The sequence below is a fragment of the Alcaligenes sp. SDU_A2 genome (genome assembly GCF_038237375.1).
Taxonomy (GTDB): domain Bacteria; phylum Pseudomonadota; class Gammaproteobacteria; order Burkholderiales; family Burkholderiaceae_B; genus Alcaligenes.
The window spans coordinates 2,765,976-2,791,537 of record NZ_CP151273.1 but is presented as its reverse complement, the minus strand read 5'-3'; the positions used below and the strand labels follow the sequence as shown (position 1 = coordinate 2,791,537).

The following is a 25,562-nucleotide window of genomic DNA, read 5'->3' as shown; positions in this document are numbered from 1 at the left end:
TGCCGAACCAGCAAGAAATAAGCAGGACAGGTTTGCCTTTTCGGCAATGGTTAAGCCGGGCTGTCCAGGCGCGGCAACAGGAAGTCGACAAAGCTGCGCACGGCGGGTGGCAGGCGGCGTCCCGCCAGGGCCTGGACCTCGATCTGGCGGCTAAGCAGTACGCGTTCCTGAATCAGGCAAGCTTGCAGCAAACCTTGCTCGATCAGGTGTCTGGCCGACAGTTCGGCCGATACGGTGACCCCCGCACCGGACAGAGCGAACTGGTGCAGCGAATGCATATGGTTGCTGCTCAGTACCGGGCGCAAGTCCAGATCTTGTGCGCTACAGGCCACATCCAGCATTTGCCGCACCGTTGTGTCGGGGCCAGGCAGGGCCAAGGGGTGGGCCAGCAGCGTTTTCAGGCTGATGCGTTGTGTGCGCATCAGTGGATGGCCGGGAGCGGCCAAAGCCATAACAGGAGCATCGCGTCGGAACAGGACTTTGATGTCTTTTTCCGCTGTCTGGGTGAATTTGATGCCTATGTCGATCTGGCCGCTGAGCAGCAGCATGGAAATGTGCTGGGGCCCGAGCACATCCAGTTGAAAGCGCACGCCCTGGTGGGCCTGGCGAAACTGCCCGATGCAATGGGGTAGAAGCTGGGCGGCCACGCCTTCCGAGGCGGCGATGCGTACCAGACCGGTCTGCAAACCTTGCAAGGCCGCGATGTCGTGCAGCGTGCGCTCGGCATCCAGGGCGCTGCGCCGTGCGTGGGCGGCCAACAGTTCACCGGCAGCGTTCAAGGTCATGCCGCGTGCGTGGCGTTCGAACAACGGCGTGCCCAGATTCTCTTCCAGGCCACTGATCTGGCGGCTGATGGCCGAGGCGGCCACATGCAGATTGGCGGCCGCTTCGGAAATGGACCCGCAGCGCGCGACCTCCAGAAAATAGCGCAGGGCGATTTCCTGCAGGCGGCGCGCGTTCATGTCAGCGTGCTGCGCAGTTCGGCTGCAATTTCGTACGATCGCAGGCGTTGCCGGTGGTCGTAGATATTGGCATTCAGCATCAGCTCGTCGGCACCGGTCAGCCGTATGAAGGCTTGCATCTGTTCGCGCACGCGTGCCGGATCGCCGATGGCGCTACAGGTTTGCAAAGAGTCCAGCAGGGCTTGGGCAGGCGGGCTGCATTGTTCGTAGTAGTTGTCTACGGGCGGTGGGAGTTGCGAGGGACGGCCGCTGCGCAGATTGACAAACGATTGTTGCCAGGATGAAGCCAGCCACTGGGCCTGGTCCTGAGAGTCGGCGGCAAACAGGTTAAAGCCCAACATGACATAGGGCTTGGTCAGATAGGCGGAGGGCTGGAACTGCCGTCGGTAAATGTCGATGGCCGGCATTAACTGAGCGGGGGCGAAGTGCGAAGCAAAGGCATAAGGCAAGCCCAGGGCGGCGGCCAGCTGTGCCCCGAACAGGCTGGAGCCCAATATCCATACCGGCACGTTCAGTCCTTTGCCCGGCACCGCCAGGATGCGGTTCCGCGGTTCGTCGGACAGATAATCGAGCAGCTCCATGACATCGCGCGGGAACTGATCGGGGTCACTGTTCAGGTTGCGGCGCAGGGCGCGGGCCGTGTCGGGGTCCGAGCCGGGCGCGCGTCCCAGGCCCAGGTCGATGCGCCCTGGGTGCAGGGATTCCAGCGTGCCGAATTGCTCGGCGATCAGCAAAGGCGAATGGTTGGGAAGCATAATGCCGCCGGCACCGACGCGGATATGGCGGGTCTGGCTGGCGATATGACCGATCAGCACCGATGTGGCGGCGCTGGCAATGCCCGGCATGCCGTGGTGTTCGGCCAGCCAGTAGCGATGGTAGCCCCAGTTTTCCACATGTTGGGCGATATCGACGGAGCGGCGAAAGGACTCCGCTGGCGTGGAGCCTTGGGTGACAGGGGACAGATCCAGGACGGAGAGTGGGTAGCTAGGCTTCATGGCGTAATGTTCAGGCGGGGATTCGGGATATAGTCAACCCATAGTTAGGGGGCGTCAAGCAAGCCCACAGGACAGAGAAGGGTGATCATGAAAGAAACCAGCCGCCGTACCGTGGATCATTATCAACGCCATGCCCAGGCCTTCAGAGACGGCACTTGGGATCACGATGTCAGCCAGAATCGGCAGGCGTTGCTCGATGCCTTGCCGGGCTCTGGTCCATACGACATTCTGGATCTGGGCTGTGGACCAGGGCGGGACTTACTGGCCTTTCAGGCGCTGGGGCACAGGCCGGTAGGCCTGGATGCCTGCCCCGCCTTTGTGGAGATGGCACGTCGTGAAACCGGGCTGACTGTTCTTTTGCAGGATTTTCTGGATATGGACTTACCCCAGGCTGGCTTTGATGGCGTATTTGCCAATGCCGTGCTGTTTCATGTGCCCAGCGCCGATCTGCCCCAGGTGTTGGCCAGTTTGCGGGGCAGCTTGCGCAGTGGCGGCATACTGTTCGCTTCTAATCCGCGCGGCCAAGGCGAGGAGGGCTGGCATGGCGAACGGTATGGTTGCTATTACTCCTGGGAGCAATGGGCGCTGCGCATGCGGCAGGCAGGGTTCGAGGAGGTGCGTCATTTTTACCGGCCCGAAGGCAAGCCGCGCCACGAACAGCCGTGGCTGGCTTCAGTGTGGCGCAGTCTGCCCTGAACGACGCACGCTGGTGATTTCTTGACCCGTCTAAGCAATCGCTTGTTTTGTAATGATATTTATTGTTACTCCAAGGGTTTTCCCGGATTTTATGCACACCTTTTGTGGATAAGCCAGCTTGCTAAAAAAAACCTGCCGCCAGTCATGAAAACGTCAAAAATTGTCTTTTTTATGATCATGGGTTGTAGCTTGTTGATATAAAAGGATTAATGTGGGTGTTGCACGGCTTATCCTGCGACTTGTCCACATTTTGGGTGGATAAGAGCACGGGGTTTTTCCCGGTTTGGTCGTTTGCTGCTCTGTTTTTATAGTTCATTGTTTTGTAATGGTCTTTTGTCGATTTACCCAGTTTTTCCTGTGATCTATCCACAGTTTTTGTGGGTAAGGCCAGGCCTGGTGGCGGCTTGGGTTCTGGGGGGCCAAAAGGCTATGATGGCGGCTGTCGGATCGCCCCTGCGATCCTTATGACTGTATTGCCAAGGAGAGTCGATAGTGGAAAAACTCAAAGCATGGATGGTGGAGTTTCCCGCCGTCGAGGCCATTGCCCTGAATCTGGTGATCGCCCTGTTGATTCTGATCATCGGTTGGTGGCTGTCGTCCATGGCCGGGCGTGCCATCGAGCGCTTGGCGAAAAGCTCTCCGCGCATCGATCCTACGATCGTGCCCATGAGCAAGAGCGTGACGGTCTGGACCATACGTATTTTTGTGTTGGTGGCTGTGCTGGCGCGTTTTGGCGTGCAGACCGCCAGCATCATTGCTGTTCTGGGCGCGGCCGGTTTGGCAATTGGCCTGGCTTTGCAGGGAACGCTGCAAAATATCGCGGCCGGTATCATGCTCTTGATGCTGCGTCCTTTGCGGGCCGGCGAGTTCGTGTCGGTCGTGGGCAAGGGAGATGGCACGGTGCAGGAAGTGGGACTTTTCCTGACCCGTTTTGTGCAGGTGGACGGCATTCATTTTTCTTTGCCCAATAGCCTGATCTGGGGCAATCCCATCATCAATTACAGCCGCAATGCCACCCGTCGCCTGGATATTGGCGTAGGCGTGCGCTATGGGGACGATCTGGACCGCGCCATCGATCTGCTCAAGGAACTGCTCGACGGCCACGATAAGGTTCTGAAAGACCCGGCTCCGGAAGTCATGGCCATGGAATACAAGGACAGCGTCATTACCGTGAATATGCGTGCCTGGGCGACGGCGGATGATTTCTGGGCCTTGCGCCACGATTTGTATCGTCAGGCGGTACAGGTCTTGAATCGCGCCGGCTTGCAGACGCCGGTGCCGGTGCGCGAAATCCTGAAATCGCCGGTGTCCGAAAAAGCGGCCTGATCGTTATTGTTGTTGTCAACCTCGCCCATATGGGCGAGGTTTTTTTATGCGTGGCCCGTTCCGATTATTCCTGCAGGGCCACAGAGAGCAACTGTCGGGTGGTATCAGGCTAGAACTTGCCTGCCACCGAATCCAGGGCATCGCGCAGCAGGCTGGCGATTTCTTTCTGGCGGGGTGCCGGCATGCGTTCGGTAATGGCCGTAATGCTCATGGCAAGAATCGGGCGTCCTTTATGGTCGCACAAGGCCGCGCCTACCCCCAGGGCACCGCGCACGGCATAGTTGCCTACGACCGAGTAGCCACGTATGCGGGTGTTGGCCACCAGTTGGCGCATTTCACGTTGAGTCATGCCGCCGTATTGATCGAGCAGGCCGGTGTTGCGCTCAATGATCTGGTCGACGGCGTCATCGCCTAGTTTGGCCAAGTAAGCCATCCCTCCCGAACCCACTCCCAGCGGTTGTCGCTTTCCCGCGTAGGTGGCCAGAATCTGTACCGGGTAAGGGCCGATCTCGCGCCACAGACTGATGGAATCGTCGCCGTCCCGGCCCACCAGAAAAACAGCGTCGCCGGTCAACTGAGCCAGTTCCTGCATGATCGGTTGCATGACCGTGACCCGGGGGTCCAGGCCCAGCAGGCCATGATCCTGGCGGGTGGCCGTATAGCGCCGGCTATGGGTGCTGCTCTGGACCAGATCGTGGTCCATCAGTGCGGCCAGAAGGCGATAAATGGTGGGGCGCTGCAGACCGGTAGCGCGCGATAGATCGGTTACGCTGAGTCCTTTGCCTTGATGATTTTGCAACGTCTTGAGCACCAGCAGACCGCGTTGCAAGGTGCGGGGGCCAGCCATGTCCGTTGGCTCGACGATATCGGATGTGTCCATGAATAGAAACGCGCTGTTGCTGACCGAAAAATGGTTTAGGTAAGAATAAACGCGTCGGGCTCAGGTGTCCATCAGGTGGTCGTCTGTTTTGCGGGGTATGGGACCTTGTGCTGCGCATCTGCCTTGCCGGTGCTTTACTGCACCATTTTGTTCAGGCGCTCTGCGTCCAGGGGTTGCTGACCATTTTCGACGCGTTGCCCGAGCTCTTCCAGTGCCTGACACAGTTTGTGTATGCGCGCGTCCTGGCGTGCCGTGTGGTCTATCAGCTCGTGCAGCACTTTGGCGACCGGATCGTCGCTGGAGCCGCCGACCGCGTAGGCCTCAAAGGCAGGGTGGTCACTGCTCATGTCGGGCTCGGCGCGACGTTGGCGTAGAAGGTCTTGTAGCGGCTCGCTGTCCCAGACAGAGGTCTGACAAGGGGAGTCCGTTGCGGGCGACGTTTTTTGGGCCTGCTCGGGCTGGTCTTTGACAATGAGGCGTGCCGGATTGCCCACCACGGTTGCTCCGGCGGGGACGGGTTTGACGACAACTGCGTTCGAGCCGATGCGCGCGCCCGAGCCGACCGTGAAACCGCCCAGCACTTGTGCGCCTGCACCTACGACTACGCCGCTCTCCAGGGTGGGATGGCGTTTTTCGCCTTTGTACAGGCGGGTCCCTCCCAGCGTCACCCCCTGATAAATGGTGCAGTCGTCGCCGATTTCAGCCGTTTCCCCGACGACAACGCCGAAACCGTGATCGATGAAGACACGCCGTCCTATGCGCGCGCCCGGATGGATCTCGATGCTGGTCAGCATTCGCCCCAGGTGCGAACAAAAGCGCGCCAGCCAGAACCAGTTGTTGTTCCATAGGCGGTGGGCCAGACGATGGACCAGAATGGCGTGCAGGCCGGGATAGCAGGTCAGCACTTCCAGCGTGCTTCGTGCAGCTGGATCGCGCTGCAGGATACAGGCGATGTCTTCGCGTAACTGTTTAAGCATAGGTGCTTATTCTTGCATGCTTTGCGGCGTGCTGGGAGAAGCCGCCTCGGGAACCGGGAAACCGGCTGCGTGGGCGGTCTTGATCATGGCCGTGCACAGGCCCCGCAGCATGTCCACCTCGTCCACGGTCAGTTGCTTGCGAGTGAACAGGTGGCGCATGCGCGGCACCAGTTTCTTGGGGTGGCGCGGGTCCAGGAACTTGACGCTTTCGATGGCTTGCTCCCAGTGGGCCATCAGGGCTTGCACTTTGTCCTGGGTCGCCAGTTCTTTGCCTGGGTCGGCCTTGCCTTCAGTGTGTGGAATCAGTTCGCCGTGATCGGCAATCAGGGCGTAGCGCAGTTCCCAGGCAGCCAATTGCAGCGCCTGGGCGACATTCAGCGAGCTGTATTCAGGGTTGGCCGGGATATGGCAGACATATTGGCACTGGTCTATGTGTTCGTTGGCCAGTCCGACACGCTCGGTGCCGAGCACGATGGCGACGGTGCCTGTGTGCTGTCGCAGGTGATCGCGGCTCAGTTCGGCGGTCTGGCGTATATCGGCAGCCGGCGGGCCCAGGTAGCGGGGCCGCGCAGTCAGGGCGAAGGCCAGGGTAACGGGCTCCAGGGCCTGGGCCAGGGTGGGAACAATGCGGGCACTGGCCAGCACATCGGTTGCGCCGCTGGCCAGCGCGATGGCTTGCGGATCGTGTTGGACGTGTGGGTCTTGGGGATCGACAAGACATAACTGGCCAAAACCCATAGTCTTGATGGCGCGCGCCGCCGCTCCGACGTTTCCGGGGTGGCTGGGTTGCACCATAATGAAGCGAACCCGGTCAAAATTATCGTTAAATGCCGATGCTTGCGTCTGAGTCATTTAAAATAGCTGGTTTGAAGCAGCACTTCCTGTGCTCGCCCACGCAGTCGTGTCCTGCGTCAGGGCGAGCAAGGCAGGCTCAATTATTGTTAAAAAAACGGAATTTCCATGCACCCGATGCTCAATACCGCCATCAAGGCGGCTCGCCGTGCCGGCACCATTATCAATCGCGCCAGTCTCGATCTCGAACACGTGTCGGTTGCGCGTAAAGGCCCCAAAGATTATGTCACGGAAGTGGATCGCGCAGCAGAGGAAGCCATTGTCGAGATCCTCAGCGAAGCCTACCCCGACCACGGTTTCATCGGCGAAGAATCGGGTGTGCGTCCTCCCCTGGAGCCGCGTGGCGAAGGCGAACCCGAATTTCAGTGGGTCATCGATCCGCTGGACGGCACAACGAACTTTATCCACGGCTTTCCTGCCTATGCGATTTCCATCGCTTTGCAGCAGCGCGGCCAGACGATGCAAGCCGTCATCTTCGACACCACGCGTAACGAGATTTTCTCGGCTACACGGGGTGGCGGTGCGTTCCTGAACGATAGGCGTATCCGCGTCTCGGGCCTGACCCGCTACCACGATGCGCTGATCGGCGCGCACGTCCCCGATTCAGGCGCGGGCGTCAAAAGCACCTCGCCGTTTGCGGATATGCTGGCCGACTGCGCGGCAGTGCGTCGCGTCGGCGCAACGGTTCTGGATTTGGCCTATGTGGCCTGCGGCCGTCTGGATGGGTTCTGCGCCATTAATCTGAAGCCCTGGGATCTGGCGGCCGGTTCGCTGTTGGTCACAGAGGCCGGCGGCCTGGTCGCGGATTTCGATGGCGAACAGACATGGAAAGAAACCGGCAATGTGCTGGCGGCCAGCCCCAAGATCTTTACCCAGATGTTGGCGCATCTGCAGGACTAGAATACAAAACCCCGGCTTGCCGGGGTGTTCTTTTTTAATGACGGGGAAAGGGAACTGACATGGAGTGGCTGATGGACCCGACGGCCTGGGTCGGGCTGTTGACGCTGGTGGTCCTGGAAATTGTCCTGGGCATCGATAATCTGGTTTTCATTGCCATTCTGGTCGACAAGCTGCCGCCGCACCAGCGCGACCGTGCGCGGATAGTCGGGCTGTCGCTGGCCCTGATCATGCGCCTGGGGCTGCTGACGGTCATTTCGCACCTGGTGCAACTGACTGATCCTTTGCTGTCGGTGGCCGGGTTGGATTTCTCGGGCCGCGACCTGATTCTGATCGTGGGCGGTTTCTTCTTGCTGTTCAAAGGCACGCTGGAGCTGCACGAGCGTATCGACAACCGGGGGGCGCATGCGTCGGGTTCGCGCATGTACGCCAGTTTCTGGGTCATCGTCGCGCAGATCGTCGTGCTCGATGCGGTGTTCTCGATTGATGCCGTCATTACCGCGGTAGGCATGGTCGACCATCTGCCCATCATGATGGCGGCGGTCATTATTGCCATCGGCATTATGCTGGTCGCCTCCAAGCCGTTGACGGCGTTCATCAACAGCCGTCCGTCTGTGGTCATTCTGTGTCTGGGCTTTTTGCTCATGATCGGCTTTTCCCTGTTGGTCGAAGGCTTCGGCGTCCATGTGCCCAAGGGATATCTGTACGCGGCCATTTCTTTTTCTATTCTTATCGAAGTCATCAATCAGTTGGCGCGCCGTAAATTGCGGCTGGCCGAGGCGCGCCGCCCCATGCGTGAACGTACGGCCGAAGCCGTGCTGCGCATGTTGGGTAAACGCCCCATCTTTGAGTCGGCGGTGGCCGGTCCGGGCTTGCCCAGTGGCGCGCAAATGGTCTTTGGGGACGAGGAGCGCAATATGGTCAGCGGCGTGTTGACGCTGTCCGAACGTAATGTGCACTCGGTCATGACGCCGCGCAACGATATTACGTGGATCAATCTGCAGGACGCCCCGGATGTGCTGCGCGAAAAAATCACTGCCGCGCCGCACAGCATGTTGCCGGTATGCCGTGGCGGGATCGACGAGGTGGTCGGCATAGGGCGCGCCAAAGAAATGTTGGGCGACCTGCTGGTTCATGGGCACATACGTGTGGACCAATTGCGCCAGCCTTTGTTTGTACACGAGTCCATCGGGATCTTGCAGTTGATGGAAACCATCAAGCAAAGCCGTGGTCAATTGGTGTTGGTGACGGACGAATTTGGTGCCATCGAAGGTCTGGTTACGCCACTGGATATTTTCGAGGCCATCGCGGGGGACTTTCCCGACGAGGACGAGTCCCCGGATATTGTCGAGCAGTCCCCGGATCATTGGCTGCTGGACGGATCTACCGACCTGCATCATCTGGAACAGGTCCTGGGCGTGGACGGGCTGGTTGACGAGGACGAAGAATACGCGACCCTGGCGGGTTATTTGCTGGAGCGTTTCGGGCATCTGCCCGAGGCGGGTGATTGTTGCGAGTTGGTGCAAGCAGGTATGCTGTATCGTTTCACCGTCGACAGGCTGGATGGTCGGCGCATTGCATTGGTGCGCCTGGAGCGCTTGCCGGCTGATCCGGCCATGTTTGCCGACGAGTCGGTTGTTTAAGTTTTTTTCTTATTTCAAGCCACATGACAGAAAACACTTTGTATTTGCTGAAAGCTCTGCTGTTGGGGATTATTGAAGGGTTTACCGAATTCATCCCGGTATCCAGTACGGCGCATTTGCTGATACTGGGAAGCTGGATCGATTTTTCCTCGGGGGATGATAAGGTTTTTGAAGTAGTCATCCAGTTCGGCTCTATTCTTGCGGTTATCTGGATTTTCCGCGCGCGTCTTATCCAACTGATTGGGGGGACCTTGCGGGGCGAACGCAAAGAGCTCATGTTCACGCGTAATCTGCTCATTGCTTTTCTGCCGGCGGCTGTCATCGGGGCTTTGACCATCAAATATGTCAAAGCGTTGTTTCACCATCCGATTGTGTTTGTCGTGACCCTGGTTTTGGGTGGCTTGCTCATGTTGTGGGTGGAACGCAAGCCCGAGTTTGCCAAGAATACGCCTGCGCCTGCTGATGGAGAAACGGCGACCTCCAGGCGCGCCACGGCGTTTGCGCTGGAAGAAATTACGTGGAAGCAAGCATTGGTAGTGGGGTTTGCGCAGTGCGTGGCAATGGTGCCGGGTACGTCCCGTTCAGGTGCCACGATTATCGGCGGCATGTTGGCAGGCATACAACGCAAGACGGCTACGGAGTTCTCCTTCTTCCTGGCCATGCCTACGATGCTGGCAGCGACTGTCTATGATTTGTATCGCAATGGTTCGGCGCTGAGCGCCGATCAGACCTCGGCCATTGTGGTGGGTTTTGTTGCTGCTTTTCTGAGCGCTTTAGTGCTGGTCAAAGCGGTGTTGCGCTTTGTCTCCAACCACACGTACCGGCCTTTTGCCTGGTATCGGATTGCCTTGGGCGTGGTCGTGCTGATCTGGTTGTTGGCCCGTTGATTCTTCCTGCGGGTAGGTAGGCCTGCCCGTCATCTTATTGAAGCCCAGGCAGGCGGTAGTCTGCTTGGGTTTTTTTTGGTTCTTCGCTAAATGCCGGGGATTCCTTCGTAGTAGGCGGGCCGTTTGGGCCAAACGGACAGAAACTTGGGTTCTCGCCAGGCCGACGGCAGCAGGCCGGCTTGGCTGGGGCCTTCGCCCGCGCTGCGCGCGGGTTCCCTGGTCAGGATGCCGGGGCGTGAACTTGCCGGGTGATTCGTCCACCGGCCCGCTGTGGCCGACCTGGCGAGAACGGCACCGCTGTGCTTGGCCCAAGTGGCAGGACGTCCGTATATGTCGTACAAGATATCAGCCATCCGTTTAATGGTCTGTTGGGTATGACTATGTATAGCCGGGGCGATGTCATCGGTATTTTGAGCCGTTTAAGGCGCAGCGCGCTCGGGCGGGGCGGGTCGGATGGCTTGCCGCAGGCGGGGCGTGGGGACGGGGTGCAAGCGTCGTTCTGTTTGACGGCGGCGCTTGTTACTTGTCCGGCGGACAAGTAACCCGCCGGAGTTAACGACGCGCCCGTCCATGCGCCCCGACCAGGGTACCGGCGCGCAGCGCCGGCAAGCTATCAGCCCTGTCCGAGCGCGCTGCGTCTTGAATGGCGTCTTCAAAAAACCAGTTCCTCATCGATTTGGTAAATTGGCTCCCGGAATTCTTCGAAGAGCCTTTTTTGTCTTGCGTAGACCGAAGGGAGAGCGCGTTGTAGTCCTGATGGTCTTTCTGTATTTTCCTATAAAAGATAATTTAGATTATCTTTTTTGATATTTTGATAGTCTTGATTATCTTTTTGACTTGTTGTTCCTGTGTTGATAATCTTGGTTATCAAATAATAGGAAAAGCAATCCATGATTAGCTTAATTCAGGATTTGATACGGCTCCGCAAGGCGCACGGCTTGACGCAGGCGGAACTGGCTCGTCTGGCCGGTTTGTCGCGGATGACGGTCAGCAAGATTGAGCGCGGCCAGGTAGATCCGCAATTGTCTACCCTGGAGGAGCTGGCGCGTGTGCTGGGCGCTCATTACATGGTGGTCCCTAAAGGCCTGCGCAAGGAGCTGGAAGCTTTTCTGGCTTCAGGTGGGCGGTATCTGGCGCAGGATGTCGGTGCGGCAGCACCGTTGTCTCTGGCCGATAGCTTGCGGAAAAAATCATGAGTACCTCGATCAAGTATCTGCGGATGTGGATGCATTTGCCGGATCGCCGCCGCCGCCCGATAGGGTACTTATCCCAGTATGGGGATATTCTGCGGGTGTCATTTGATGAGGACTATATTGCCGATCCCATGCGTCCGGTATTGTCACTGGCGTATGTCGGACAGGACGAGGCGGCGACACAGGCTATTTTGGCTGCGCCGCGCGATACTCGTCTGGTTCGCACGGATGGGCGCTGGCCCAGTTATTTTGCCAATTTGCTGCCAGAAGGCCACAACCGTGACCGTCTGGCGCATGAGCGCCATTGCTCGGTCGATGACGAGTTTGAGTTACTGGCGGCTGCGGGCCATGATTTGATGGGGGCTTTGGAAGTAGAACCCGTGCCTGTGCGAGAGGGCATCCCCGATGCGGTCCGGCTGTGGCATACCGCGCTGGGGCTGGATGTGCTGGAACCTGGCTTTGTCGAAGATCCGGTCGAGGATGCTGCTGCATTGCCTGGGGTCGTAACCAAATTTTCGGCTGTTTACGATGGCCGTCGCTATATCGTGCGTCGCCACGGGCTGGCCGGGTCCACCATCCTGAAATTGCCGACGTCACGCCACCCTGATCTGGTGCACAACGAGTATTCGGGCTACGAGCTGTGTCGGGCTTTGGGGCTGGATTGCGCGCAAGCCAGCATTATTTCGCGGGCACAGGCCGAGCTGCCCGAGGCCGTGCCATTCGAGCATATTCTGGCGGTGCCTCGTTTTGATCGGGGGGCGGATGGCCTACGCATCCATATGGAGGAGTTTGCTCAAGTGCTGGGGTTCTCGCCCCGACATAAATATGGCCGTGGCCTGGATGATTATGCCGATATTTTGCGGGTGCTCGATGCAGTGTCCAGCCAGCGGGTGGACGATCTGCGAGAGTTCATCCTGCGTTTCGTCGCTTTTATTTTGCTGGGCAATACCGATGCGCATTTAAAGAATTGGGCTTTGGTCTACCCGGATGCTCGTCAACCCCAGCTTGCCCCGCTTTATGATCCAGTCTGCGTCACTGCTTTTTTCGAGTCGGTAGGGGCGCAAGATTACACGGTCAACCGACGTATCGATCAGCAGTTGCGCCAGTTCAGCTGGAATGACCTGGAAGCCTTGATTCGCAAGGCGGGCGTGTCGCGGGCATCGCACTACGTACGTCTGGCGCGCGAGCGGGTGCGCCAGGCGCAAGCGCAATGGCCGGCTTTGCTCAAGGACGCACCCGAGTCTATGCAACGCTCCGTCATGGAGCGCCTGCAGGGTGGATTGGCGTTGACGCGCTGATGAATCAGGCCGGCTGCTCACTAGCGGTTGTCATGGTCTGGCACAGATCGGCCTGGCCCCATTGATGCAGGCACACGCGGGTGCCGTCAATGCTGATGTAGCCACCGCGTGCCGCATGGCTGTTGGGGTGGTCCCAGTCGGGGAGTACCCAGCGTTGTGTGCCGGGCTGGCCGGCAATGGCGTGGCGAGCCGGGCGGTGGGTGTGGCCGTGTACCAAAGCGACGATGGAGTGGGTGGCTGCGGCATGTTCGATGGCGTTTGGGCTGACATCCATGATGCTGTCCGCCTTGTAGCGATTGCCTTGCCGGCTGCGCGCGCGCGCCGTGTCGGCAATGCGCTGTCGCAGGCTCAAGGGGCAGGCCAGGTAAAGGGCTTGCAGCCAGGGTTTGCGCACCCAGCGGCGAAAACGCTGGTAGGCGGGGTCGTCCAGGCAGTATTCGTCGCCATGCGAGAGCAGGATGCATCCTGCGCTGGTGTCCAGCAAGATCTGGTCGGGCAGTAGCGTGGCATGAACATGGCGGGCATAGGCCTGCCCCAGCAGAAAATCGCGGTTGCCGCGCATCAGGTACAGGCGGCGGTGTTCGCCATACTGGCGCAGCGCCTGACTGACTTCGTTAAGCCAGGCGGCAGGTCGGGCCGTCTGGTCGTCGCCTATCCAGGCGTTGAAGATGTCGCCACACAGGATCAAGGCATCGGCGTGTGCCTGTGCCTTGTCCAGGAAGGCACGAAAGTCCTGGATAGTCGCTGGATTGTCCGGACCCAGATGCAGGTCGGCGGCAATCCAGACGATACCGGGCAGGACTTGCTTATTCAGCGACAGTGGCTTTTTCGATGACGACGTCTTCAACGGGCACGTCCTGATGAAAGCCTTTGTTGCCGGTGCGCACGGTCTTGATCTTGTCCACGATTTCCGTGCCTTCGATGACCTGACCGAAGACAGCGTAGCCCCAGCCATTGGAGGTGGGAGCGGTGAAATTCAGGAAGTCGTTGTCGGCGACGTTGATGAAGAACTGGGCCGTGGCCGAATGGGGATCGGAGGTGCGCGCCATGGCCAGCGTGTATTTGTTGTTCTTCAGGCCGTTGTCGGCTTCGTTCTTGACAGGGGCTTCGGTGGGCTTTTGCTTCATGCCGGCTTCAAAACCGCCGCCTTGGATCATGAAGTTATTGATGACACGGTGAAACACGGTGCCGTCGTAAAAACCGCTGTTTACGTAATTCAGGAAGTTGGCGACGGTGTCGGGAGCCTTGTCGGCGTTCAGCTCGATCAGGATATCGCCTTGGTTCGTCTGCAATTTGACGCGCGGGGAAGTGCTCATGGATGTACCTTGGGAGGGGGTTGAAGAATCTGCCGCGGCAGGTGCGCTGACCATGGCGGACATGGCCAGACAGGCGGCAATACCGAGAGTGCGCAGGCGTCGGGCCTGCGCATTCCATTGAAAAGCGGTGGCAAACATAGGCAAGCGGGAAGTCCCGTTCAGTGAAAGCCTTATTGTTGCAGAATTCGGCTGGTTTGTTCTGCTCGCTGGGCCGCATTGGACACGCCTTCGGAAGCCGCCTTGCGATAGGCGTCATTGGCCAGCATCAGTTGCACTTCGCCCATGTTGTTGCGGGCCAGCGCATACGATGGGTCTGCCGTCAGGGCCATTTTCAGTGCCTCCAGCGCCATGTCCAGCTTGTCCTGGGCGATGTATTCGGCGGCCAGGTTGTTCCAGGGCTCGGGCAGCTCCGGGTAATAGGTGGTCATGTCCTGGTAGATGCGGATGGCCTTGTTGTGCTGGCCGCTGCCTGACAAGGCACGGGCTTTCAGGAACAGCAATTGCACATCGGCACCCGGTTCGCCACTGCTTTCACGTTGCTTGAGGCGGTTTTCTATGGCTTGCAGCGCATCGTCGTAGCGACCTTGGGCGATCAGGCGATTGATGCGCTTGCTGATTTCTGCTGCGCCCAACGGCACCGATGTGTCCACGCCGGGGGACAATACGTCCAGAGCGCGTGCCAGGCCTTTCCAGCCGCGTTCTTGTTCGCGGGGAAGATCCAGCAACGGGTCGTTGACGCGCGAATCCGCAGCGGTGGGCGCGGGTGCGACCTGGGCGGGTGGATGGGGCTGGGCGATTGCGCCCTGCGTTGCAGCCATAAAGAGGGCTAGCGCGCAGGGAGCAAGAAACCGATTCCGTCTAGGTGTACTGAACACAGCGGGAGCGCCTATAAAATCTGGCTTGGAGACCAGGAAGGTTGGTTGATTGCTGCCTTTAACGAGGTCTGCTTGCTATACTTGACGACCATCATTCTAACCTTGCCCATTGTAGGGCGGGAAATCCGGACAGCTGGCCAGCATCATAGTCCCTGGCACAAAAGTTCGATTTTATGACGATTACAGCCCATGTTGCGCATTTATAACTCGCTGTCACGCTCCAAAGAGGTGTTCACCCCCGTCGAGCCGGGCCACGTACGCATGTATGTGTGCGGGATGACCGTGTATGACTTCTGTCATCTTGGCCATGCGCGCATGCTGGTCAGTTTCGACGTGGTTCAGCGCTGGCTGCGCGCCAGCGGCTACCAGGTCAGCTACGTGCGCAATATCACCGATATCGACGACAAGATCATTCGTCGCGCGGTCGAGCGTAATCAGCGCATGTCCGAGGTCACCGACTTTTATATTGCCGCCATGCATGCCGATGAAAAGGCCTTGGGCGTGCAAAGCCCGGACTCCGAACCGCGCGCCACCCAGCATGTCCCGGATATGTTGGGCATCATCGGCAAGCTGCAGGAAAACGGCCTGGCCTATCAGTCCGAAGACGGCGATGTCAATTACGCCGTGCGCCAGTTCCCCGGTTACGGCAAGTTGTCGGGGCGTTCCCTGGACGATTTGCGTGCCGGCGAACGTGTGGCGCTTAATTCGGCCAAACGCGATCCGCTCGACTTCGTGCTTTGGAAATCGGCCAAGGACGAAGAGCCGCCCGAGTCCAAGTGGGAATCTCCGTATGGCCTTGGGCGTCCAGGCTGGCATATCGAGTGTTCGGCCATGAGCAAGGCTTTGCTGGGATTGCCGTTGGATATTCATGGCGGTGGCCCGGACCTGAAGTTTCCCCACCACGAGAACGAGATCGCCCAGACCGAAGGCGCTTTTGGCGGCCAGTTGGCCAATGTCTGGATGCATTGCGGCCCGCTCATGGTGGATTCCGAAAAAATGTCCAAATCCTTGGGCAATTTCCGGCGTATCCGTGACACCATCGCGCCGGACGGCCTGAACGATGAGCAAAGCAGCTATGCGGCCAATCCGCGCGAAGCCGAGATGGTGCGCTTTTTCATTGTCCGCAATCACTACCGCAGCCTGCAGAACTACGCGCCGGATAATCTGCTCGATGCCCAGCATGCGCTGGACCGGCTGTATCAGACGCTGCAGAATGTGCCCGCTGCGCCGGTGGATATAGACTGGACTGCAGGAGCGGCGCTGGCGTTCGCGCAGGCGATGGACGACGACTTCAATACGGCTGGTGCCGTGGCGGTGCTGTTCGAGCTGGCCGGGCAGGCCAACCGCGACCAGGACGCCCAGGCCAGCGGCTTGATGCGTGCCTTGGGCGGCGTGCTGGGTCTGTTGCAGCTTGATCCTGCCATGTACTGGCAATCGCCCTCTCGCTACCTGGGCAATGCGGCCGCCTGCACGCTGGACGGCGATGCCGTCGACGCCCTGGTGGCCGAGCGCACCCAGGCCAAGAAAGACCGCGATTTTGCCCGGGCCGATGCCATCCGCGACCAGCTCAAACAGCACGGTATCGAACTCGAGGACCGGCCAGGTGGAGCGACGCAATGGCGCAGGGCATAGCCGGCTCCTTGGCTGATTCCCAGGTGCGTCTGGTCGGCAAGCCGGCGTATTGGGATGAGGCTTGCGCGCAACTGATGCGGCGCGACCGCATCTTGCGCAAGCTGATTCCTCAGCATGGCGAACACTGGTTGCAGCATCAGGCACCCGCTTTCATGACGCTGGCGCGTTCCATCGTCGGTCAGCAGGTGGCGTTGCGCACGGCCGACCAGCTCTGGCAGCGTTTGCTCGAGCGCTGTGGGCAGCCGCTATCCCCAGCCGCTTTGCTGGCGCTGTCGCCGGACGAACTGCGTGCTCTTGGGCTGCCCAAGCGCAAGGTGGAATACATTCACGATTTGGCCTTGCACTTCGATGCCCGTAAAATCGACCCTCAGGCTTGGCAGGCCATGCCCGACGAGGCAGTGGTTGCCGACCTGTGCGCCATTCGCGGCGTAGGCCGCTGGACGGCCGATATGTTTCTGATTTTCAACTTGCACAGGCCCAACGTCCTGCCTTTGGACGATGCCGGTCTGCTCAAGGCAATTTCCCAGCACTATTTCAGTGGCGAGCCGGTTTCCCGGTTTGAAGCGCGTGAAGTAGCCCAGGCCTGGGCACCGTGGTGTACGGTGGCGACCTGGCATCTGTGGCGCAGCCTGAACACGGTTGCTGTACGATATTAAATTAGGCCCAAACCTTAAGACCCGACAATGCGAAATACATTCCTGGAATTTGAGCAGCCGCTGGCAGAGCTCGAAGGCAAGATCGAAGAGCTACGCTACGTACAGTCTGATTCCGCTGTGGATATTTCAGAAGAGCTGAGCCGTCTGCAGCAAAAAAGCCAGACATTGGCCAAGAATATCTACGCCAAGCTCACGCCCTGGCAGACAGCCCTGGTGGCCCGCCATCCGCAGCGGCCCTACACGCTGGACTATGTGCGCGAGATCTTCTCCGACTTTCACGAGCTGCATGGCGACCGCATGTATGCGGACGATCTGGCCATCGTCGGTGGCCTGGCGCGCTTTAACGGCACGCCCTGCATGGTCATTGGCCACCAGAAAGGCCGTGACACCAAAGAGCGCGCTCGTCGCAATTTCGGCATGCCTCGCCCCGAAGGCTATCGCAAGGCTCTGCGCCTGATGCGTCTGGCCGAGAAATTCGGCATTCCCGTCTTTACTTTCGTGGATACGCCCGGTGCCTATCCCGGCATCGGGGCGGAAGAGCGTGGCCAATCCGAAGCCATTGGCCACAATCTGTTTGCCATGGCCAAGCTGCGTGTGCCTATTATCTCCACCATCATCGGGGAAGGCGGCTCGGGTGGGGCGTTGGCCATTGCCGTGGGCGACGTGGTGTCCATGTTGCAGTACTCCACGTATGCCGTCATCTCGCCCGAAGGCTGCGCGTCGATTTTGTGGCGCAGCGCCGATAAGGCTCCCGTAGCCGCCGAGGCGCTGGCCATTACGGCCTCGCGTCTGAAAGAGCTGAATCTGGTCGATCGGGTCATCAATGAACCCATAGGCGGCGCGCACCGCGACCCCACCATGATGGCGCGTCAACTGGGCCGTGCTTTGGCCGACGCGCTGCGTCAGGTCTCGGGCCTGTCCACCGAACAATTGCTGGCGCAGCGTATGGAGCGTTTGCTGGCGTATGGCCGCTTCCAGGAAGTCCGCAGCTGACGATGCCTCTGTGCGTCGTACCCGCCCTTTAGGGCGGGATCTGGCCGGACTGGACTTCGAGCCAGATCCGGCGTTGTTGCAGGCCTTGGCCCAGAACCTGCCATTTAAGGCAACTCATCGCCTGGGGCTGGGTCTGAGCGGCGGTGCCGATTCGGCCATGCTGGCTGTTCATGCGCATGTATGGGCCAGACAGCGTGGGATCGAACTTCATTTTTTTCATGTTCATCATGGCTTGCAGATGGCGGCGGACCAGTGGCAAGGGCGGGTTCATGCTTTGGCCCGGTATTTGTACCGTCCCTGTCATAGTGTGCGCGTGCAGCTCAGTGCCCAAGCATTAAGCTCCGATGGCATGGAGTCCGCCGCTAGGGACGCCCGATATCGTGCCTTGGCTGAACTGGCCGATTTTGTGGGTGTAGGCGATATTTTGCTGGCGCATCATCAGGACGATCAGGCAGAAACCGTGCTCTTGCGTTTGTTGCGTGGAGCGGGGCCGACGGGTTTGGGGGCGATGTCCCCGTGTACCCGGCGCGACGGACTACGGTATTGGCGTCCCTGGTTGGAGCAGCCGCGCCACGGTATTTTGCAGGCCGGCGAACGCTTTGCGGCCGCCTGCGGCTGGCAGGCGGTGCAAGACCCCACCAATCTGAACCCCGATTACACGCGCGGTGCCGTGCGCGAACTGCTGACGCCCGTGCTGAATGCGCGTTGGCCGGGTTGGCAGGCTGTGCTGCAGCGCCAGGCGCATCTTAGTCGGGAAACCCGCGATGTGTTGGACAGTGTTGCCCGACAGGACCTGCAGACCCTGGAACTGGGCGATGACGGTCGCAGTTTCAGTTTGGCGGCCTGGCGTGCGCTGGAGCCAGCCCGTCAGGCGTTGGTCCTTCGCCATTGGCTTCATGGGCAGGGGATAGGGATGCCTTCGCAGGCGCGTCTGACCGAGCTGATGCGGCAATTGCGGGGTGTTCACGCTTTGGGGCACGATCGCCAGCTGCAGCTCAAGCATGGCCCGTGGCTAATCCGTTGCGTACGCGGTCGTGTGCAAGTGGAGCCGGCCGAGCCCGTCTCCGTGACGCAGTGATCCACCTCGCGCCCTAGAGCCGGGCTGTGCAGGAAATGCTCCTGCCCGGGCGATGCTGGCTGGTCGGGCAGCGGCCCGACAGTTTTTATATTTTTGCCGCATCCTGATTTTTTTTCTGGTCTATCGGCTCAAGCCCAAGCGCAATAGCAGAAAATCGTTAAAATAGATCGTTTTGGTGTCTATTCCAGACATTAAGCCCTTTGATGCAGAGTAAAAGATGTCCCTGATCGTACACAAATATGGCGGCACGTCGATGGGCTCGATCGAGCGCATCCAGAATGTGGCGCGCCGGGTTGCCAAATGGCATGCGGCAGGTCACCAGGTGGTCGTGGTTCCGTCGGCGATGTCCGGCGAAACCAACCGTCTGCTGGGCCTGGCCAAAGAGCTCAGTCCCCAACCCGATCCCCGCGAACTCGATATGCTGGCGGCTACCGGCGAACAGGCCAGCAGCGCCTTGTTGGCGATGGCCTTGGCCGCGCAGGGCGTTCCAGCGCGCAGCTACGCCGGCTGGCAGGTTCCTGTGCAGACCGACAACGCCTATACGCGTGCTCGTATCCGCTCGATTGACGATACCCGCATCCGCCAGGATCTGGATGCAGGCCGCGTGGTCATCGTGACCGGCTTCCAGGGCGTGGACGAAGAAGGCAACATCACCACGCTGGGACGCGGCGGCTCCGATACGTCGGCGGTGGCCGTGGCGGCAGCCATGAAGGCGGCCGAATGTCTGATCTACACCGATGTGGACGGCGTCTACACGACCGATCCGCGCGTGGTTCCAGAAGCTCGCCGCATGAAAGTGGTGTCCTTCGAGGAAATGCTGGAAATGGCCTCTTTGGGCTCCAAGGTGCTGCAGATCCGCTCGGTGGAATTTGCCGGCAAATACCAGGTTCCCGTTCGCGTCCTGTCCTCTCTGACAGACCCCCTGATTCCGCTCGAAGAAGAAATGACTTCGGGCACGCTGATTACTTTCGAGGAAGATCAAAAAATGGAAGCTGCCGTTGTTTCGGGCATCGCCTTCAGCCGTGATGAAGCCAAGTTCACCCTGCGCGCCGTGCCCGATACTCCCGGCGTGGCCTATTCCATTCTGGGCCCCATCGCCGCAGCCAATATCGAAGTGGATATGATTCTGCAGAATCTGTCGGTGCAAGGCACCACGGACTTCTCGTTCACGGTCAGCCGCAACGATGCGCTGCGCACCCGCGATTTGCTCACCCAACAGATCGGACCTGCCGTGGGTGCCGGTGAAATTGTCTTTGATGACGCCGTGTGCAAGGTTTCCATTGTCGGCATCGGCATGCGCAACCACGCAGGCGTGGCCAGCTCCATGTTCCGTGCGCTGTCGCAGGAAGGCATCAATATCCAGATGATCAGCACCAGCGAGATCAAGACCTCGGTCATCATTGCCGATAAGTACATGGAACTGGCGGTGCGCGCCTTGCACAAAACATTCGAGCTGGATCAGGAAAAATAATTCCTTTTGCTATTTGCATTGGTTTTTTTAAAATGCTATAGTAGCTTCTTTCCTAGAGCTGGAGACGTGGCCGAGAGGTTGAAGGTACTCCCCTGCTAAGGGAGCATACGGCTTATACCCGTATCGAGGGTTCGAATCCCTCCGTCTCCGCCAGCTAGATAGAATTAAGCCCCTGATTTTTCAGGGGCTTTTTCTTTTTGTTCAATAGTTGGGCGCTACCCCGTAAACGGGGGAGGGTCGTTCATCAGGCGCGGTTGATTACACCATTCCATCCGCAGGCTTTGCCCCATAAACAGGGGGTAGACTTCGCCAGAAACCGCTAATCACTCCGTTTCAGCCGTGCCGGGCCAAGAACCTGCGTCGGTAGTGTTCAAAACGCCTGAATTTATACGCACGGCGCGGGTGTATGTCCAATTTAGTGTGGAAGTATTTGCTAAGGCCGGACTTTCTCATGCAAATGGGGGCATGTATTCATTGGGTTCGCTTGATCGCAGTGTTCGATTTTCTTGCTTTGATGGGATACAGCGTATCTGTTCGCTCGTTATGGTTTTAATTTTATGTGCTGCCCGATGTTTCTTTTGGGTGCGTATGACCTGTTAGTTAAAAAAAGCCAGCAGGGCCGGTTTCCCGGCCCTGCTGGCTTTTTGACATTTGTTGATCGAATTACTTCTGGCGTACGGGTGGAAGCGGTACGGAAGCGGGGTTGGCGGTTTCTTCTTTACTGGCCGTTTCCGGATTGATCATCTTGGCGCTTTTGCTCAGAACGCTGCCGTCGCCTTCGGACCACCATAACCAGGTTGCTTTAAGCGGCTTGTCGCCGGTGACTGTCCAGCCATGAGAAGCGTAGGGGCGGTGATAGATTACATCGCCTGGTTTGACGGTTTTCTTTTCGTCATCCACGTACCACTCCGCTTCACCGTCGATGACGTAGTAAATTTCCGGAGCGGGATGGTTGTGGGCGGGATAGGTGTAGCCCGGCTTCATTTCGAGTGAGCCAAAGTAGATTTACCGGTTCCACGGAACCACTCGGGATGGCTTTTCGTGGCTTTTTTCGGGGTGTCTGCCTGGCTTAGAAAAGCCGTTGTGCCTTCCAGTCGACCAGGGGAAGGAATGGTTTGTGCGCATACCACGGCGCTTAATGTTGCGGCGCTCAGTGCGGCGAAGGCCCTGACTCGTCCGTCAGCCTCCTGCGGCCGGCCTGGCGAGAACGGCACCGTTGTGCTTGGCCCAAACGGCAAGCCATCAGCGTCGTTCGAGGTTGTTGCGTCTTGAATGGCGTCTACAAAAGCCAGTTCCTTATCGACTGGGTAAATTGGCTCTGGGAATTCTTCGAAGAACCAAAAAAACCGCTGCACAGAGGTGCTCGGGTTTACGAGCTTGTGCTTTTGCAGCGGTTTTTTCTGTTTCTGGATTAGAGGGGCTGGTTTCTTATGATCCAGTCTGGTGGATGACGAAAGTTCAGGGCGCGTTTTTCTTGCGGGTCGGATGGTGCCAGGAAATCAAAGTGGGCGGGATCTAGCTTGAGCAGCGCACGGGCCAGTTCGGCCAGTTCGGCCTTGGCCAGCAGGTGGCCAGGGCAGTGGTGTCGCCCCAGGCCGAATGTCAGCGCCGGGCCATTGTCTTGATTGCTTGGCGCAGCGTGTTGAAATGGGCATTGTGCGCCTTGGTTGGCATCCAGAATGCTGACATGGACAATGTCGCCTTTTTCCAGTTGCACGTCCTTGAACGATGTGGGCTGCGAACAGTATTTTGTCGCAATGCCCAGCGGCGGGTCGGCGTTGAGCAATAGTTCGACAAAAGTTTCCACGCCGTGATGTTCGATGGCGGCCTTGAAGCGGTTGGGGTCTCGAGCCCAGGCGCTCATCAGGATTTTCAGGGAAATAACAGTGGTTTCGATGCCTGCACCCACCAGCAGCGCAATATCGTTTTCCCGCTCTTTATCGCTCAAGCCCTCAAAAAATTCTGCTTTTTGATAGAACATGGGATTGCGCACGTATTGCTTGGCTTGCGCATAACCGTCGGGCTTATGGCCGGACTCCAGAAAGCCGATCAGTGGCCGGACTTGTTCAAAATGCGTCAATGGGTCCAACTCCGAGCAGCCCAATACATCCAGAACAATTTTGTTCGGAATATAGGTTGCGGCCAGATAGAGATTGTTAGCTGATTGGGCGTATATCAAGCCTTGTCGAACGGCGTCGCAGATGATTTCCTGAAACGGTTCCGAATTGATGGCACGCCGCCCGAACGTCGTATTCCAGATTCTTTTACGTTTCAAATGAACAGAGCCTTCGGTATCCAAGACATTGGGGCCGAAGATTTGTCGGGTCGTGCGAAAAGGGTGATCGACTCGGAAGGATTCATTGGTAAACACCTCCCTGCCGTGTTTTGGATCACGTATGGTGATTTCTTTTGTGCCGGTCATGAAATAAAACTCCGTCCAGATAATTGATTTTGAGAGCGCCCCGGCTGCACCCTGTTTTTAATCGATAGGGTGGGGTATTTGCGGGGTAGTTTGTTTTTTACAGCCTGGCGTAGTATTGGCCTTGCTGTCATCGGCGGGATTTAAATAAGAGCCATGCGGGGAATGCGTGCGGGGCAGTTTCCGTAGGCTTGTTCGACTTTGACTTGGACATAGGCCTGGGCGTCGGGCCAGATCTGAAGGATTTCGGGAGTGGCGTCAAAAATATGGGCAATGCCATTCAGGCGAACGCGGGTGCGGCGGCTGAAATCGATAAATAGCATGCCGATGTGCGGGTTGGTCAGGATATTGCCCAGGCTGTTGTACAGACCGTTGCCGCTGTAGTCGGGAAAGATCAGTGTTTTTTCGTCGATGACTTTGAGCGGGGGGAGCAGTTCGCCGGTTTTGGATGTTTCGCAGCCGCGGTAGCTGGCATCGCAATGGCCGTGCTGATTGGCGGTAGCAATAAAGAAAAAAGGCAGGGCTTCGATGAAGCGGGCAAAGCCGGGGTGAATGACGTTGCGCACCATTCCTTTGATGTTGTATTCGTCCCATTGATAGCTGCTGGGAAACCGACGTCGCATTTCCAGCTCGCCTTCGTGCTCGATGGGAGAGTCGGTAGGAAAATTCAAATCCGTCATTAGAAGACTCCAGCTTGACAAATGGGATACAAAATTCTACGATTTATTCGCTATTTTTACAACCGAACGGTCGGAAGTTTTCATGACAAAAGTCAGCAAAGACCATATCGTCGATGTGGCTGCGCAGTTGGTGCGGGAGCGGGGTTTCAATGGCGTGTCCATGAGCGACATCGCCAAAGCGGTAGGCTTGCAGAAGGCATCGCTGTATAGCCATTTTGCGAATAAAGAACAGTTGGTGTCCTTGGCGCTGCAACGGGTTTTGGATGAACTGCTTGCCGCGTCAGTATTGACGGGCGAGGCTTTGCGGGATTTCGAGACCATTGTTGGTCAGATGAGCAGGCTGTTGAGCAGCACTCGCAGATGTATTGGTTTTCACCTGCTGTACGGGTTGGATCTGTCTCTGACGGATGTGCCGGTCAAGCATTTTTTTGTGGCTTTGGAGGCGCATTTGATGGCTGCCCTGATGCAAGCTCCCCAGGTCGGGCAGCCGGCAGCAAGGGCGGTCGCCAGAGACGCGGTGGCGTGCCTGGAAGGAGCCTCGATTTGGTTGTTGGTGGATGACGATGTCAATGCCATGGAGCGGGCGCTTGGGCGCGCATGTGATGCTGCCCAAAGAGCCCTTGCCCAGGAGGCGCAGACAGCGCCGCAGGATAGGTTGTTGTTGCTGGAGGGGGAAAACGCCCGCTTGAGACAGGAAGCGGCCGAGCAGGAACGGCGCCTTGCCAGGTTGGAGAGCATGGTTGAGGCGGACAGTTGTTTCAGAAGTTTCGACTAAAAAAACCTGTTGTTCGCACGGGTTGACCAAGATGGCCGCCTATCGGAGGAGGCCTTTTTTTTGAGAGCGATAAAAATGTCTGACGAAATAAAAAGCAGAATTGTTGATTACTTGAAAGAGGCCATCAAACCACGTGAGCTGGAGATCAACGCGCAGACGGAGTTGATCGAGTCCGGAATCGTGGACAGCCTGAATATTGTGAATCTGGTTTTGCTGCTGGAGGAGTTGTCGGGAACGAGCATTGCGTTTGAGGAGCTGGATCTCGATGACATGGTCAGTGTCGATGCGATGGTCGCCAAATTCTTTCTGGACAAGGAGCTGGGATGAGTTTCAATAATTCAATGGCGATCAGCCCCAAGTTCGAGGCCGACATGGATGGCTGGCTGGCGGCGCTGCCCTGTTTTTCCGGGGCGACCGATATGAGTGTGTCGCCCATGTTGCCGGCCGACTTTGTCTTGGCGGAAAAGTATTTCCAGTCTTTTTCACAGCATGCCTTTCGTGTCGGGAACGACATAGATGAAAAAGAAAAGTATCTTTTGTCGCCCACCTGCTGTTATCCGGTCTTTTATAACCTTTCTGGAAAAAAATTACACAAAGATACTTTGTTGAGTAATAAGTGTTTTTGCTTCAGATGCGAAAAGTATTACGCGCCTGGAGAACGGCAGATTTCGTTCTTGATGCGGGAATACATCTTTTTGTCGGCTGATCTGGCGGTAGTCCAGGCATGGATAGAAGATGTTAAACAACAGGTGGCCGGGTTGATACGGCAAATTGGCTTGGATGTGGAGCTGGAAAAGGCCACCGATCCGTTTTTCAATGCGAATGATTTTCGCCAGAAGTTCCAGGAAAATCAGAATCTGAAAAGCGAGTTTATTGTGGACGGCTTGGCGTGTGGGTCCATCAATCTTCACCTGAAGGCGTTTTCCCTGTCCTGCGACATTAAATCCAGTGATGGCGGCGATCTGTACAGCGCATGCTTTGGCATGGGCTACAACAGAATCTACAGCAAGTACGAAAGCCGCCTTGCTCAGGCCGTAGCGTAAAAAAATAAAACCAAGACC

The 25,562-nt window shown here is 58.0% G+C and carries 26 protein-coding genes and 1 tRNA gene; 16 read left to right on the top strand and 11 right to left on the bottom strand.

All coding sequences use genetic code 11. The annotated features are described in order from the left end of the window. Positions 1-50: 50 nt before the first annotated feature. Both AADW57_RS12880 and AADW57_RS12875 read right to left on the bottom strand, forming a co-directional pair. Positions 51-962 carry a LysR substrate-binding domain-containing protein gene (locus AADW57_RS12880; protein WP_341667293.1) on the bottom strand — a complete coding sequence of 304 codons (912 nt, stop codon included), beginning with the start codon at positions 960-962 and terminating at the stop codon, positions 51-53. Continuing rightward, positions 959-1,957 carry an LLM class flavin-dependent oxidoreductase gene (locus AADW57_RS12875; protein ID WP_341667292.1) on the bottom strand — a complete coding sequence of 333 codons (999 nt, stop codon included), beginning with the start codon at positions 1,955-1,957 and terminating at the stop codon, positions 959-961. The genes AADW57_RS12880 and AADW57_RS12875 overlap by 4 nt, the downstream gene beginning before the upstream one ends. Positions 1,958-2,044: 87 nt before the next feature. On the opposite strand from AADW57_RS12875, the gene AADW57_RS12870 reads away from it, so the two are divergent. Continuing rightward, a complete protein-coding gene (locus AADW57_RS12870; protein WP_341667291.1) occupies positions 2,045-2,653 on the top strand; it encodes a class I SAM-dependent methyltransferase in 609 nt (202 codons plus the stop codon). Positions 2,654-3,142: 489 nt separating this feature from the next. Further along, positions 3,143-3,979 (top strand): mechanosensitive ion channel family protein, encoded by an 837-nt coding sequence (locus AADW57_RS12865; RefSeq protein WP_445819207.1) that lies wholly within the window; start codon positions 3,143-3,145, stop codon positions 3,977-3,979. 109 nt (positions 3,980-4,088) lie between these two features. Here AADW57_RS12865 and AADW57_RS12860 read toward each other — a convergent pair whose 3' ends face one another. The 3 genes from AADW57_RS12860 to AADW57_RS12850 form a co-directional block, all read right to left on the bottom strand. Then, positions 4,089-4,859, bottom strand: a complete 771-nt coding sequence (locus AADW57_RS12860; protein ID WP_341667290.1) for an IclR family transcriptional regulator — start codon at positions 4,857-4,859, stop codon at positions 4,089-4,091. A gap of 134 nt (positions 4,860-4,993) precedes the next feature. Beyond that, positions 4,994-5,836, bottom strand: a complete 843-nt coding sequence (cysE, locus tag AADW57_RS12855; protein WP_341667289.1) for a serine O-acetyltransferase — start codon at positions 5,834-5,836, stop codon at positions 4,994-4,996. Between the two features lie 6 nt (positions 5,837-5,842). Beyond that, positions 5,843-6,688 carry an RNA methyltransferase gene (locus tag AADW57_RS12850; RefSeq protein ID WP_341667288.1) on the bottom strand — a complete coding sequence of 282 codons (846 nt, stop codon included), beginning with the start codon at positions 6,686-6,688 and terminating at the stop codon, positions 5,843-5,845. A 108-nt stretch (positions 6,689-6,796) separates the two neighbouring features. Between AADW57_RS12850 and AADW57_RS12845 the strand changes: the two genes are divergently transcribed. The 5 genes from AADW57_RS12845 (at position 6,797) to AADW57_RS12825 (ending at position 12,606) form a co-directional block, all read left to right on the top strand. Beyond that, positions 6,797-7,588: an inositol monophosphatase family protein gene (locus tag AADW57_RS12845; protein ID WP_341667287.1), complete on the top strand. Its 792-nt coding sequence runs from the start codon at positions 6,797-6,799 to the stop codon at positions 7,586-7,588. Between the two features lie 59 nt (positions 7,589-7,647). Then, a complete protein-coding gene (locus AADW57_RS12840) occupies positions 7,648-9,228 on the top strand; it encodes a TerC family protein (RefSeq protein ID WP_341667286.1) in 1,581 nt (526 codons plus the stop codon). Between the two features lie 23 nt (positions 9,229-9,251). Further along, on the top strand, positions 9,252-10,115 hold the full coding sequence (locus tag AADW57_RS12835; protein WP_341667285.1) for an undecaprenyl-diphosphate phosphatase: 864 nt from the start codon (positions 9,252-9,254) through the stop codon (positions 10,113-10,115). Between the two features lie 890 nt (positions 10,116-11,005). Further along, positions 11,006-11,311: a helix-turn-helix transcriptional regulator gene (locus AADW57_RS12830; protein ID WP_341667284.1), complete on the top strand. Its 306-nt coding sequence runs from the start codon at positions 11,006-11,008 to the stop codon at positions 11,309-11,311. Next, positions 11,308-12,606, top strand: coding sequence for a type II toxin-antitoxin system HipA family toxin (locus AADW57_RS12825; protein WP_341667283.1), 1,299 nt, complete (start codon positions 11,308-11,310; stop codon positions 12,604-12,606). The genes AADW57_RS12830 and AADW57_RS12825 overlap by 4 nt, the downstream gene beginning before the upstream one ends. Positions 12,607-12,610: 4 nt before the next feature. On the opposite strand, the gene AADW57_RS12820 is transcribed toward AADW57_RS12825, so the two are convergent. The 3 genes from AADW57_RS12820 to AADW57_RS12810 form a co-directional block, all read right to left on the bottom strand. Beyond that, on the bottom strand, positions 12,611-13,453 hold the full coding sequence (locus AADW57_RS12820; RefSeq protein WP_341667282.1) for a UDP-2,3-diacylglucosamine diphosphatase: 843 nt from the start codon (positions 13,451-13,453) through the stop codon (positions 12,611-12,613). Beyond that, positions 13,413-13,922, bottom strand: coding sequence for a peptidylprolyl isomerase (locus AADW57_RS12815; protein WP_341667281.1), 510 nt, complete (start codon positions 13,920-13,922; stop codon positions 13,413-13,415). Before AADW57_RS12815 ends, AADW57_RS12820 begins: the two co-directional genes overlap by 41 nt. 170 nt (positions 13,923-14,092) lie before the next feature. Further along, positions 14,093-14,740, bottom strand: coding sequence for a tetratricopeptide repeat protein (locus AADW57_RS12810; RefSeq protein WP_341667280.1), 648 nt, complete (start codon positions 14,738-14,740; stop codon positions 14,093-14,095). A 246-nt stretch (positions 14,741-14,986) separates the two neighbouring features. On the opposite strand from AADW57_RS12810, the gene cysS reads away from it, so the two are divergent. The 6 genes from cysS to AADW57_RS12780 all read left to right on the top strand — a co-directional run bounded on the left by cysS (position 14,987) and on the right by AADW57_RS12780 (position 20,780). Further along, positions 14,987-16,429: a cysteine--tRNA ligase gene (gene cysS / locus AADW57_RS12805; RefSeq protein WP_341667279.1), complete on the top strand. Its 1,443-nt coding sequence runs from the start codon at positions 14,987-14,989 to the stop codon at positions 16,427-16,429. After that, the gene (locus tag AADW57_RS12800) at positions 16,414-17,085 is read left to right on the top strand and encodes a DNA-3-methyladenine glycosylase family protein (RefSeq protein ID WP_341667278.1); all 672 of its coding nucleotides are present in this window, start codon (positions 16,414-16,416) and stop codon (positions 17,083-17,085) included. The genes cysS and AADW57_RS12800 overlap by 16 nt, the downstream gene beginning before the upstream one ends. A gap of 27 nt (positions 17,086-17,112) precedes the next feature. Continuing rightward, positions 17,113-18,078: an acetyl-CoA carboxylase carboxyltransferase subunit alpha gene (locus AADW57_RS12795; RefSeq protein WP_341667277.1), complete on the top strand. Its 966-nt coding sequence runs from the start codon at positions 17,113-17,115 to the stop codon at positions 18,076-18,078. After that, positions 18,050-19,156 carry a tRNA lysidine(34) synthetase TilS gene (tilS, locus tag AADW57_RS12790; RefSeq protein ID WP_445819148.1) on the top strand — a complete coding sequence of 369 codons (1,107 nt, stop codon included), beginning with the start codon at positions 18,050-18,052 and terminating at the stop codon, positions 19,154-19,156. The genes AADW57_RS12795 and tilS overlap by 29 nt, the downstream gene beginning before the upstream one ends. A 217-nt stretch (positions 19,157-19,373) precedes the next feature. After that, the gene (locus AADW57_RS12785) at positions 19,374-20,627 is read left to right on the top strand and encodes an aspartate kinase (protein ID WP_341667276.1); all 1,254 of its coding nucleotides are present in this window, start codon (positions 19,374-19,376) and stop codon (positions 20,625-20,627) included. Positions 20,628-20,687: 60 nt separating this feature from the next. Next, positions 20,688-20,780: transfer RNA gene (locus tag AADW57_RS12780), tRNA-Ser, on the top strand. A gap of 510 nt (positions 20,781-21,290) precedes the next feature. Here the strand turns inward: AADW57_RS12780 and AADW57_RS12775 are convergent. From AADW57_RS12775 to AADW57_RS12765, 3 genes are all read right to left on the bottom strand, one after another. Further along, positions 21,291-21,611: a cupin domain-containing protein gene (locus tag AADW57_RS12775; protein ID WP_341667275.1), complete on the bottom strand. Its 321-nt coding sequence runs from the start codon at positions 21,609-21,611 to the stop codon at positions 21,291-21,293. A 427-nt stretch (positions 21,612-22,038) separates the two neighbouring features. After that, entirely contained in the window at positions 22,039-23,049 is a 1,011-nt protein-coding gene (locus AADW57_RS12770) for a hypothetical protein (protein ID WP_341667274.1), read from the bottom strand. A 140-nt stretch (positions 23,050-23,189) separates the two neighbouring features. Beyond that, entirely contained in the window at positions 23,190-23,726 is a 537-nt protein-coding gene (locus AADW57_RS12765) for a pyridoxamine 5'-phosphate oxidase family protein (RefSeq protein WP_341667273.1), read from the bottom strand. Between the two features lie 82 nt (positions 23,727-23,808). On the opposite strand from AADW57_RS12765, the gene AADW57_RS12760 reads away from it, so the two are divergent. The 3 genes from AADW57_RS12760 to AADW57_RS12750 all read left to right on the top strand — a co-directional run bounded on the left by AADW57_RS12760 (position 23,809) and on the right by AADW57_RS12750 (position 25,544). Further along, on the top strand, positions 23,809-24,501 hold the full coding sequence (locus AADW57_RS12760) for a TetR/AcrR family transcriptional regulator (protein WP_341667272.1): 693 nt from the start codon (positions 23,809-23,811) through the stop codon (positions 24,499-24,501). Positions 24,502-24,576: 75 nt separating this feature from the next. Further along, positions 24,577-24,828: a hypothetical protein gene (locus AADW57_RS12755; RefSeq protein WP_341667271.1), complete on the top strand. Its 252-nt coding sequence runs from the start codon at positions 24,577-24,579 to the stop codon at positions 24,826-24,828. Positions 24,829-24,872: 44 nt separating this feature from the next. Next, positions 24,873-25,544 (top strand): hypothetical protein, encoded by a 672-nt coding sequence (locus tag AADW57_RS12750; protein WP_341667270.1) that lies wholly within the window; start codon positions 24,873-24,875, stop codon positions 25,542-25,544. Positions 25,545-25,562: the final 18 nt, after the last annotated feature.